The organism is Aquitalea pelogenes (assembly GCF_001515305.1).
Lineage (GTDB): Bacteria > Pseudomonadota > Gammaproteobacteria > Burkholderiales > Chromobacteriaceae > Aquitalea > Aquitalea pelogenes.
Map to the genome: position 1 here is coordinate 42,556 of NZ_LNQV01000030.1, position 10,148 is coordinate 52,703.

11 protein-coding genes and 1 rRNA gene are annotated in these 10,148 nt (G+C 59.4%); 4 read left to right on the top strand and 8 right to left on the bottom strand.

Features of this window, described 5'->3' with window-relative positions; all coding sequences use genetic code 11:
• Positions 1–189: 189 nt before the first annotated feature.
• The 8 genes from AWT75_RS13570 to AWT75_RS13600 all read right to left on the bottom strand — a co-directional run bounded on the left by AWT75_RS13570 (position 190) and on the right by AWT75_RS13600 (position 7,166).
• Entirely contained in the window at positions 190–1,620 is a 1,431-nt protein-coding gene (locus tag AWT75_RS13570) for a methyl-accepting chemotaxis protein (protein ID WP_062789599.1), read from the bottom strand.
• Positions 1,620–2,174: a PAS domain-containing protein gene (locus AWT75_RS13575; protein WP_045848458.1), complete on the bottom strand. Its 555-nt coding sequence runs from the start codon at positions 2,172–2,174 to the stop codon at positions 1,620–1,622. The genes AWT75_RS13570 and AWT75_RS13575 overlap by 1 nt, the downstream gene beginning before the upstream one ends.
• A 137-nt stretch (positions 2,175–2,311) precedes the next feature.
• The gene (locus tag AWT75_RS13580) at positions 2,312–2,992 is read right to left on the bottom strand and encodes a Fe2+-dependent dioxygenase (RefSeq protein WP_062789601.1); all 681 of its coding nucleotides are present in this window, start codon (positions 2,990–2,992) and stop codon (positions 2,312–2,314) included.
• Positions 2,993–3,095: 103 nt separating this feature from the next.
• Positions 3,096–4,367 carry a TonB-dependent receptor gene (locus tag AWT75_RS22960; RefSeq protein ID WP_239689591.1) on the bottom strand — a complete coding sequence of 424 codons (1,272 nt, stop codon included), beginning with the start codon at positions 4,365–4,367 and terminating at the stop codon, positions 3,096–3,098.
• Positions 4,319–5,254 carry a TonB-dependent receptor gene (locus AWT75_RS22965; protein ID WP_239689588.1) on the bottom strand — a complete coding sequence of 312 codons (936 nt, stop codon included), beginning with the start codon at positions 5,252–5,254 and terminating at the stop codon, positions 4,319–4,321. Before AWT75_RS22965 ends, AWT75_RS22960 begins: the two co-directional genes overlap by 49 nt.
• 211 nt (positions 5,255–5,465) lie before the next feature.
• Complete coding sequence (locus AWT75_RS13590) at positions 5,466–5,861, bottom strand: ExbD/TolR family protein (RefSeq protein ID WP_239689589.1); 396 nt, start codon at positions 5,859–5,861, stop codon at positions 5,466–5,468.
• Entirely contained in the window at positions 5,848–6,456 is a 609-nt protein-coding gene (locus tag AWT75_RS13595; protein ID WP_231588933.1) for a MotA/TolQ/ExbB proton channel family protein, read from the bottom strand. The genes AWT75_RS13590 and AWT75_RS13595 overlap by 14 nt, the downstream gene beginning before the upstream one ends.
• A gap of 65 nt (positions 6,457–6,521) precedes the next feature.
• Complete coding sequence (locus tag AWT75_RS13600) at positions 6,522–7,166, bottom strand: energy transducer TonB (RefSeq protein WP_045848457.1); 645 nt, start codon at positions 7,164–7,166, stop codon at positions 6,522–6,524.
• Between the two features lie 239 nt (positions 7,167–7,405).
• Here AWT75_RS13600 and hslV point away from each other — a divergent pair, with 239 nt between their 5' ends.
• From hslV to AWT75_RS13615, 4 genes are all read left to right on the top strand, one after another.
• Positions 7,406–7,966 carry an ATP-dependent protease subunit HslV gene (gene hslV / locus AWT75_RS13605; protein ID WP_045848450.1) on the top strand — a complete coding sequence of 187 codons (561 nt, stop codon included), beginning with the start codon at positions 7,406–7,408 and terminating at the stop codon, positions 7,964–7,966.
• A gap of 67 nt (positions 7,967–8,033) precedes the next feature.
• Positions 8,034–9,374, top strand: coding sequence for an ATP-dependent protease ATPase subunit HslU (gene hslU, locus AWT75_RS13610; RefSeq protein WP_062789603.1), 1,341 nt, complete (start codon positions 8,034–8,036; stop codon positions 9,372–9,374).
• Between the two features lie 58 nt (positions 9,375–9,432).
• Positions 9,433–9,642 carry a hypothetical protein gene (locus AWT75_RS21325; RefSeq protein ID WP_153013336.1) on the top strand — a complete coding sequence of 70 codons (210 nt, stop codon included), beginning with the start codon at positions 9,433–9,435 and terminating at the stop codon, positions 9,640–9,642.
• Between the two features lie 366 nt (positions 9,643–10,008).
• A 16S ribosomal RNA gene (locus tag AWT75_RS13615) occupies positions 10,009–10,148 on the top strand; the annotation flags it as partial.

Below are 10,148 nucleotides of genomic sequence, written 5' to 3' on the forward strand. Positions count from 1 at the left end.
TTGTGCTTACCGTATGGAAAGCCAGGCTGCCTTGTGCAACTGGCTTCAGCTTCTCCCATCTTCATCAATTGGCAATGGCAGTGGGATGGGGCGGACAGATGGTCAGGCTGTGAAATCAGGCGCTTGGCAGGAGAGCCCGGCTTTGCCGGGCCCTGTGCAATCGAGGCAGAATACTGCGCAGCCGCCTGCTCAATGCAGATGTTTCTCTTCCACCATGCGGTCCAGTAACTGCAGGATCTGGGCACTATCCTGTTCCAGCACCCGCATGTGCTGGATGATGGCGTCTTCGTCCAGCGTCTGCTTGTTGCTGGCGGTGGACAGCGCCAGTTCAACGCCTTTGCCGACACGTTCATCCGCTGGTGCCAGCTGACCGAAGGCGCGGGTCGCGCCGAAGCTGTTCCGGCCTTCGCCCTGACACCAGGATGTCAGATCATTACTCAGTGGCAGCCCGGCACCTTCTTCAATGGCGTGATAGGCCATTTGCTTGTACATGACGTGGCCGACTTTTTGCAGCGATACCTGCGACATGTCGCGCACCCGCTGGACTTGTCCCAGCACGGTATCGGACTGTTCCGCGAGGGTGGCAAAACGCTGGTGGAAGGTTTCTACCGAAGCCTTGACTTCAGCGGCTACCGTGCCGGCTTCACTGGCACGGGCATGCATGTCGCTGATGCGGCTGGACAGGCTGCCCAGCACCGACTGTACCCGGTGCGCGGTGTCCTTGCTGCGTTCGGCCAGCTTGCGTACTTCATCAGCCACCACGGCAAAGCCGCGTCCCATTTCGCCGGCGCGGGCCGCTTCAATGGCGGCATTCAGCGCCAGCAGATTGGTCTGGTCGGCAATGGCGGAAATGGCCGCCAGCGAGGATTCAATGCCCGTCCACTCCTGAGCAAGCGCGGTGCTGGCTTCGTTCATGCTGACCACGCTGCCGGCAATCGTATCCATATGACCGGTCAGCAAGGTGGCACTTTCCAGGCTGTCACGCGAGGTACTGGCCGTGTCGCGGGTGATGCTGGAGACCTGATCCATGGCGGTACTGATCTGGGTGAGATCGTTCTGATTGCTGGCCAGGTTGTGACGCAGATGCGGGTTGTTCAGGGCAGCCAGCTGGGAGGACAGGCGATTCTTGCGGATGTAACCGTCGTTGTCCGCCATGGCCTGGATGGCGCTGTCCACATTCTGCAGCGATTCGGCAAACATGCCAGGCAGGCCCTGGCTGAGCGGACGCCGGCTGTAGTCGTTCTCACTGACGCGACGGAAGCTGGTATTGATTTCCTTGAAATAGGTTTCCACCAGATCAAGAAAATCGTTCAGCTCCCAGGCCACCAGGCCGACTTCACCCATGTCGCGGGTGCGCGAGGCGCGATGGTGCAATTCGCCATCACAGGCATAACCCAGTTGTTCGTGCAGGGTGTTCAGCACGGTAAAAATGCGCCCGCTGCCCAGCCAGATCATGCCCGAGAGCAGTAGCGACAACAAAACCAGGAACACTTCTACCGCCAGCCGCCAGCTATCGGGCAGCAGCAAGGATGCCAGTACGGTGCAGATGGTGAGTACATTGAAGCCAATCAGCCAGAAGCCCAGCCGGGTTCGCAAGAAGGGTGAGGTGCGGCGGGCCATCAGGCAGACCTCCCGGTGGAAAGGTGAGGGTCCAGCAAGGACAGCACAAAGCTTTCATAGCTGTGGCCCTGCTTGTCCAGTTCGGCCAGCAGCCATTCCATGGAGGCGTCCGGTGCGCTCGCCTTGTTCAGTGTGCTTTCCAGCTGGCACATACGGGCGTAAATGGGAATCACGGTTTCCACTGCGCGCCGGCCGGGCGGACGCCGTACCGAGAAATAACCTTCCAGCTTGTTCTTGCTGTCGTAGTCCGGCGTGACATTGGCCAGCACCCAGTAGTAATTGCCGCTGGCGGTATAGTTTTTGACCACGCCGAAAAACTCGCGCCCGGCTTGCAGGGTTTTCCACATCAGCCGGTATACACCGCGTGGCATGTCCGGGTGTCGAATCAGATTGTGTGGCTTGCCCAGGAGCTCGCTTTCCGGATATTCGGCCAGCTGCATGAAGACGCGGTTGGCATAGGTAATGTGGCCGGTGCTGTCCGTCTTGGTGACAATCAGCTCATCTTCCTTCAATTGCACTTCCCGGCTTTGGGATGGGTGGATCTGGCTCGCCATGGTGGGCTTCCGCATAGATATCCGTGCTGGATATGTCGATTAAGTAGAGTTCTTGGTAACTTTACTTAGTCATGCCGAAATTTTTCATGACAGCGATCAGGTTTTTCCAATCTTTTGACCAGAAAACAGTTGTGCGGTCAGAGATCCGCCCACATGCGCAGCAAGTTGTGATAACTGGCAGTCAGGGTCACCAGTTCCTTGGTGTCGCCGTGCTGCTGGCGCAGCTGTGAAATGGCCATGTCCATGTCAAACAGCAGGCTGCGTTTGGTGTCGTCCCGGATCATGCTTTGGGTCCAGAAAAACGAGGCAATGCGCGCGCCGCGGGTAACCGGTTCAACGCGGTGCAGGCTGGTGGAGGGGTAGAGCACCATGTCGCCGGCAGGCAGCTTCACACTGTGCAGGCCATAGGTATCTTCCACCACCAGTTCCCCGCCGTCGTATTCATCCGGCTGGCTGAAGAACAGGGTGCAGGACACATCGGTGCGCACCCAGCTCTGGTCGAAGGGGTGGCTGCGCACCGCATTGTCCACATGATTGCCAAAGTCCATGCCGCCCTGATAGCAGTTGAACAGAGGGGGAAATACGGTTTTGGGCAGAGCTGCTGAAAAAAACAGCGCATTGCGTTTGAGCGCTGCTTCCACCATGGCTTGCAGCTCGCGGGCAATGTCCAGGTGCTGGGGCAGTTGCAGATTGCGTTTGACCTGGGCGGACTGGCTGCCCGCGGTGATGCGGCCATCGGCCCAGTCGGCCTGGGAGAGCAGCATGCGGCCATGGGCCAGTTCTTCGGGGGTAAGGACGTCGGGGATGTGAAGCAGCATGGGTTTGACTCCGCGTGTACCGGGCGCTGTCTGACGACAAAAGCGCTGGCGCCGGTCAGGTAGAAAAGCGCCAGCCGCAGTGAGGCGCGGCCGGCGCAGAGGCTTAGTATTTCAGGCCGATGGTCAGCTGTGCTTCGCGTGGGGTACCCACGGTGGCATGGCCGGTATAGGCACCGTCGTAGTAGGTCTTGTTGCCCAGGTTGTTCAGGTTCAACTGCAGGCGGTAATGCTTGGTTTCATAACTGAGCATGGCATTGGCCACCGTGTAGGACGGCAGATACAAGGTGTTGGTCTCGTTGGCATAGCGCTTGCCCACGTAGGTGGCACCAATGCCGCCGGTAATCTGGTCGGTCAACTTGTAGGTGGTCCAGATATTGCCGGTGGCACGCGGTGTGTAGCGTGGCATCTTGCCAGTGGTGCTGTTCAGGCCGGGTGCGGCTTTGTCGATCTTGGAATCCATGAAGGTGACACCGGCAAAGATTTCCCAGCGCTCGGTCAGGCGGCCGCTGCCTTCCAGTTCAATCCCGTTGGTGTGCCGCTTGCCGGACAAGGTGACCAGCGTGGTGTCGTCCGGGTCGGTATTGCGCTCGTTGGTTTTTTCAATGCGGAACAGTGCCGCACGCAGGCTGGCATCGCCATCCAGCAAGTCCCACTTGGCACCCAGCTCGATATTGCGGTTCTTTTCCGGGTCTACCTTGGCGGTAGCCTTGTCCAGCGAATAGGTTTCGCCAGAGGGGTTGAACGAGGTGCCGTAGCTGAAGTAGTAGGACTGGGCCATGTCCGGCTGCCAGATCAGGCCGCTGCGCCAGCTCCACACATTATCCGTGCGCGACAGGTCGTAGGTGTTGCTGCTGTTCACGCTGCCGTTGGAATTGAAGCCGCGCACATTGTAATCCCCCTCGAAGCGGTCAAACCGTGCACCCAGCACCGCTTTCCACTGCCGGGTCAGTTCGATGGTGTCCATGCCGTACAGGGCAATGTCGCTGGCCTGGAACTTGGTATTGCTGCTGCGATAGCGGGCCGCGTTGTAGGCGGTGGAGGATACCGGGTTGCCAATGGTGGTGGTGGGCAGGGTATTGAGCAGGGCGTAACGGCTGGTGTCAGACAGCTCGTAAGTCAGTTCCAGCCCGGTCAGCAGGGTGTGGCGAATGTCACCCGTAGCAAAGCGGGTGGTCAGGTCGGTCTGGTTGTTGACGGACTGGTCCACTCCGTCGCGCATTGGCTTGCTGCGGCGCATCAGGCCGGTGGCACTGGTGTCGCTACTGGCCAGGCGTGGCGCGGTGGGGCTGACATCACGCCAGAAGCGGTTATAGCGCAACTGGTTGCTCAGCTCGGTGCCATTGCCAAAATCGTGGGTGACTTTGGCGGTGACGATATCAGCGCTGGTCTTTTCGTAGTCACTGTCAAACCGTAGAACTTGCTGCGATCCACGCTCAAGGGTTGGCGTGTGACCGAGTTGTACGGCACGCCGTAGTCCGGCACATTGTTTTCTTCCTGATGCATGTAGGACAGCACCACGGTGGTGGGCTCTCCCAGGCCAAATGCGACGGAAGGCGCAATGCCCCAGCGCTCGTTTTTGGCTGCACCGCGGTCGCTGCCGTCGTGCGTGTCCATCAGGTTCAGCCGTACTGCAGAGTGATCGCCGGTCATCTGGTTGATGTCGGCCGTCACGCGCTGGTAGTCATTGGTGCCGATGGTGAGGTCGCCCTCCAGCTTGCTACCCAGATACGGCGATTTGCTGACCTGATTCACCACCCCGCCGGTGGAACCACGGCCAAACAGCATGGAACTGGCACCCTTCAGGACTTCCACCTTTTCGTCGTTGAAGGCATCGCGGTTGTACTGGCCGATGTCACGCATGCCGTCGCGATAGGTATCGGTGGCGGCGGAGAAGCCGCGAATCACCACCTGGTCGCCACTGCGGCCGCCTTCACCCGCTGCAAAGGTGATGCCCGGCACGTTGCGCAGCGCATCCTTGAGCGTGGCCACGCCCTGGTCCTGCATCAGTTGCTGGTTTACCACGGTGATGGATTGCGGAATGTCACGCAGCTGCTGCTTGGTTTTGCCAATGCTGGTGGTTTCCGTCTTGTAGGTGTCGCGTACCGGGGCCTCGCCCTCCACGGTAACCGTCTCCAGGGTCTGGCCGGTTTCTGCCGCCAGTGCCAGGCTGGGGCTCAGTGCCACCGCCAGCATGCCGACTGCCACGCGTGTGGGCAGCTTGCGCTGCGCAAGGTGAGGCGATTGTTGCAAGCTTTGTTTCATTTAATCCTCTTTTATTGTGTGCCAATCACAGAAAGCAACTGCAGAAAGCAAAGTCCCGGTCTGCGCATGGGCGTGACGCAGCCGTTCCCGCATGCTGAGTGGGCAGCATGGGGTGCAGCAGACAAGGACAGGGGAGTACAACAACCGGTCAGCCACCCCCGTGACGGGCCGGTTGTCAGGACAGCGGTGGGTGGCGGCTAGGGCGCTTCGGTCAGAAAGCCGATGCGGCTGATGCCGTTTTGCTGGGCGTGGCCAGCGTGGTGGCCACCAGCTCGTAGCGCACGCTCTTGTCGGCGCGCAAGTTCAGTTCCACCTTGGGGTTGGATTGCACGGCAGCGGCAAAGCGGGCGGCCAGGGCACTCTGGCTGACCGGCTGGTCATTCCAGAACAAGGCACCGGCGGCATTGATGGACAGGCGGATCTGCTCCGGCTTGTCCTGATGTGCCGCGGCGGCAGCCTGGGGCAGGTCCAGCTTCACGCTATTGGTCAGCAGCGGCGCGGTAATGATGAATACCACCAGCAGCACCAGCATCACATCCACCAGTGGGGTGGTGTTGATCTCGGCCATGGGTGCGCCGGGCCCTTTGTCGAAACTACCGAATGCCATGGCCAGACTCCGGCTGGGTCAGCAACTGGGCGTGCAGGTCATGGGCAAAATGGTCCAGCTGCTGCGACAGTACCCGTTGCGTACGGGTAAACGTGTTGTAAGCCAATACCGCGGGAATGGCGGCTGCCAGGCCTGCCGCAGTGGCAATCAGCGCTTCACCGATGGGGCCGGCCACCGTGGCAATGCTCACCTGGCCTGCGGTGCCGATATTCACCAGCGCGTGGTAAATCCCCCATACCGTGCCAAACAGGCCGATGAACGGCGCAGTCGAACCGACGGATGCCAGCACGGTCATGCCGCTTTCCTGACGGGCATTTTCCTGTGCCAGTGCCTTGCGGATGGCGCGGGTGACAAACTCGTTCAGATCGCAGGCCTTGCCCAGAGAACGTTCGGCATGCTGCTGGTGATGGCGCAGCGCGGCCAGGCCTTCACGGGTGATATGCGCCATCGGCGCGGTGGAGTCAGCCAGTGCCTGTTCGGCGCTCGACCAGTCCGGCGCATCCCACAACGCGGCTTCCGCCTGACGGTTGGCGCGTCGCAGGCGGTAAGTCTGCACCCCGCGCTGCAAAATGAGCGACCAGGTTGCAATAGACATGAGAATGAGAATCATGAACGTCGTGCTCAGCACAACGTCCCCTTGTTGAAAGACAGTCAGTAGCTTCATGGTTTGCGCAAGTTCTTCAGGGAAAATTCGACGGGAACAATAAAGGTATAAGGAATGGCTTCATCACCACGCTTGGCCGGAATGAATTTCCAGCCGCGTACCGCAGTCTGCGCGGCGCGGTCCAGCCGGGGAAAACCGCTGCTGTGCTCCAGCTCCACCGACACCGGCAAGCCCTGGGCGCTCACCTGCACCCGCAGGCGCACCGTGCCGGTTTCTTCCATTTCAATGGATAGCGGCGGGTAAGTCGGCTTGGGGTTATTCAGATAGCCGCCGCGGTACAAGGGCTCCTGTACCTGTGGCGCCGGTGCGGCTGGTGTCGCCACCGCAGGTGCAGCAGCAGGTGCCGCCACATGGTTGCTTGTTTCCGCCGGGGCCGCCGACGGGCTTGGCGCGACGGACGAACGTGCGACAGGCTGCGCTGTTGGCTTGGCTGCCGTCTTGGCAACAGGCCGGGGCGTGGCCGGTTTCGCTACCGGCGTTGGCTTGCTTTGCTTGGGTGGTGTCACCGGAACCGCAGCAGAAGGCGCTGGCGCGCTGGGCGCTGCCAGGGTCATGGCCGGCAGGCTGGCCAGCTGCGGCAGGGTTACCGGAGGCGTGGTGGCCAACCAGCTTGCCAACAGCAGCAATGCCAGCCCGTGCAAGCTGCAGCTTCCCAGAAATGCCGCAGAGGGCAGTCTGTTTGCAGTAGTTTGGAGTCGGAGATTCATGGTAAAAAATGATAATGCAAATTATTATCATTAGCAATTATTAAGATCAGTAGCGCCTTCACCACAATAAGCCATGTGTGCCAAAGGGTTGTCTTGTAATCGCCCTGAATGGCTGCATATTGCACATTACGCGTCAGTCTGGCGCAGACACATTCAATAGACTGGAACAGAACATGCAGCAGTTTGACGGAACCACCATCGTCTCCGTCCGTCGCGGCGAGCGCGTGGCGCTGGGCGGCGACGGCCAGGTAACCCTGGGCAATATCGTGATCAAGTCCACGGCGCGCAAAATCCGCCGCCTGTATCAGGGCAAGGTACTGGCGGGCTTTGCAGGCGGCACGGCCGATGCCTTCACCCTGTTCGAGCGTTTCGAGGCCAAGCTGGAAAAACACCAGGGCCATCTGGTGCGTTCGGCGGTGGAGCTGGCCAAGGACTGGCGTACCGACCGCATGCTGCGTCGGCTGGAAGCCATGCTGATTGTGGCTGACAAGGAAGCCACCCTCATCATTACCGGTAACGGTGACGTGCTGGAGCCGGAGCAAGGCATTGCCGCCATTGGCTCGGGCGGAGCTTTTGCCCAGTCTGCCGCGCGTGCACTGTTTGAAAATACCGAACTGGACCCGGCCGTGGTGGTGAAGAAGTCGCTGGAAATCGCTGGCGACATCTGCATCTACACCAACCAGAACCACCTTATCGAAACGCTGGGAGAAGAAACCCAGCCGGCGGCGCAATAAACCCAGCCTTCATTCCCACAGATTCACAGGCCAGCGCAGGCATGCCGGCGTGGCCGGGAGTACCGTCATGACGCAAATGACCCCGCAAGAAATCGTTCACGAACTCAACAAGCACATCATTGGCCAGGACGCCGCCAAGCGCGCCGTCGCCATTGCCTTGCGCAATCGCTGGCGTCGCCAGCAAGTGGCCGAGCCGCTGCGCAGCGAAATCACCCCCAAGAACATTCTGATGATTGGCCCCACCGGCGTCGGCAAGACCGAAATCGCCCGTCGCCTGGCCCGTCTGTCCGGCGCGCCCTTCATTAAAGTGGAAGCCACCAAGTTCACCGAAGTCGGTTATGTCGGCCGCGACGTCGACACCATCATCCGCGACCTGGTGGAAGTCGCCATCAAGGAAACCCGCGACGCCGCCATCAAGCGCAACCGCGTGCGCGCTGAAGATGCCGCCGAAGACCGCATCCTCGACGTACTGCTGCCACCGGCACGCAGCGCCCCCGGTTTCTTTGGCGAACCGCAAGCCGAAGGCAGCAAGCCCGAAGACGGCCACACCCGGCAGAAATTCCGCAAGATGCTGCGCGAGGGCAAGCTGGACGACAAGGAAATCGAAATCGAAGTGGCTGCGCCGCAGTCCAAGATGGAAATCTTTGCTCCGCCGGGCATGGAAGACTTCTCCAGCCAGTTGCAAAACATGTTCCAGGGCATGAATGCCGGCAAGAAGAAGGCCAGCAAGCTCAAAGTGACAGAAGCCTTCAAGCTGCTGATCGACGAAGAAGCCGCCAAGCTGGTCAACGAAGACGAACTCAAGGCCGAAGCCATGAAGAACGTCGAGCAGAACGGCATTGTCTTCCTCGATGAAATCGACAAGGTCACCAGCCGCTCGGAAGGGCAGGGCGCCGATGTCTCCCGCGCCGGTGTGCAGCGCGACCTGCTGCCGCTGGTGGAGGGCACTACCGTCACCACCAAATACGGCATGGTCAAGACCGACCACATCCTGTTCATTGCCTCCGGCGCCTTCCAGCTGTCCAAGCCGTCCGACCTCATCCCGGAACTGCAAGGCCGTCTGCCCATCCGGGTAGAACTCTCCTCGCTGTCGGTGGACGACTTCGTGCAAATCCTCACCAGCACCGATGCCTGCCTCACCCGCCAATACCAGGCACTGCTGGCGACCGAAGGCGTGGAGCTGGAATTCGAGGAGTCCGGTATTCGTCGCCTGGCCGAGATAGCCTGGCAGGTGAACGAAAAAACCGAAAACATCGGTGCGCGCCGTCTGTATACCGTGATGGAAAAACTGTTGGAAGAAGTCTCCTTCGATGCGCGCAGTGGCAGCTGCAAGATCGACGCGCACTATGTGGATGGCAAGCTGGACATGCTGTCCCAGCGTGAAGACCTGGCCCGCTACGTACTGTAAGCCCCTATCTGCTTCCGCAAACAACAGCGCCCAGCGGGCGCTGTTCAGGATGCTGACAATGTTATTTGCTGCGTTTGTACTGGACCCGGCAATGCCGGGCCTTCCGACCAAGCATTTAATTCCGCAGCCTTCCCATCGATTCCCCTTTCCCCCCGCCCTTTCCCTGAAAGGGAGCCTCGCTTTCTATCCAGAAATCGAGAAGGGGTTGTTGTCAGTAAGCAGAAAAATGAAAAATGCGTATAAACGGCGAAATGATTTGCTGATTTGACCATCCTGCACGATTTTCCTGCCGGGAAATCCCGGTAGTCACCAGCAAATGGCGGGACGTTAGCATCGACATTCAATTTGTTTCAGTTTTTATTCTTTTTTGAATCAATGTCTTGCGATGAAATCTGTAAAAACAGCGCATATTTTGAAAATAAGGTGTTGACGAGGTCAGGCCGCGGGCGTATAGTTCGCCTCCTCAGCAGACAACGCAGCGACGGAAACGAAACGCAGCGACCTGCACCGCTCTTTAAAAAACAGAATAACCGATAGGTGTGAGTACTTGGCGAAAGCCAAATACTTGCACTGCAAGACAAGAAATACTTGTTATTTTCTTTGATCTTGCGTGCCAGAAATTTGCTATGAGATTGAACTGAAGAGTTTGATCCTGGCTCAGATTGAACGCTGGCGGCATGCTTTACACATGCAAGTCGAACGGTAACAGGGAGCTTGCTCCGCTGACGAGTGGCGAACGGGTGAGTAATGCGTCGGAACGTGCCGAGTAGTGGG

Bases quoted from the DNA above. Each gene is read 5' to 3' on its own strand.
- hslV (WP_045848450.1), top strand. From the start codon at position 7,406: ATGCAGCAGTTTGACGGAACCACCATCGTCTCCGTCCGTCGCGGCGAG.
- AWT75_RS13580 (WP_062789601.1), bottom strand. From the start codon at position 2,992: ATGCTGCTTCACATCCCCGACGTCCTTACCCCCGAAGAACTGGCCCAT.
- AWT75_RS13590 (WP_239689589.1), bottom strand. From the start codon at position 5,861: ATGGCATTCGGTAGTTTCGACAAAGGGCCCGGCGCACCCATGGCCGAG.
- AWT75_RS13575 (WP_045848458.1), bottom strand. From the start codon at position 2,174: ATGGCGAGCCAGATCCACCCATCCCAAAGCCGGGAAGTGCAATTGAAG.
- AWT75_RS21325 (WP_153013336.1), top strand. From the start codon at position 9,433: ATGTTATTTGCTGCGTTTGTACTGGACCCGGCAATGCCGGGCCTTCCG.
- AWT75_RS22965 (WP_239689588.1), bottom strand. From the start codon at position 5,254: ATGAAACAAAGCTTGCAACAATCGCCTCACCTTGCGCAGCGCAAGCTG.
- hslU (WP_062789603.1), top strand. From the start codon at position 8,034: ATGACGCAAATGACCCCGCAAGAAATCGTTCACGAACTCAACAAGCAC.
- AWT75_RS13595 (WP_231588933.1), bottom strand. From the start codon at position 6,456: ATGTCTATTGCAACCTGGTCGCTCATTTTGCAGCGCGGGGTGCAGACT.
- AWT75_RS13570 (WP_062789599.1), bottom strand. From the start codon at position 1,620: ATGGCCCGCCGCACCTCACCCTTCTTGCGAACCCGGCTGGGCTTCTGG.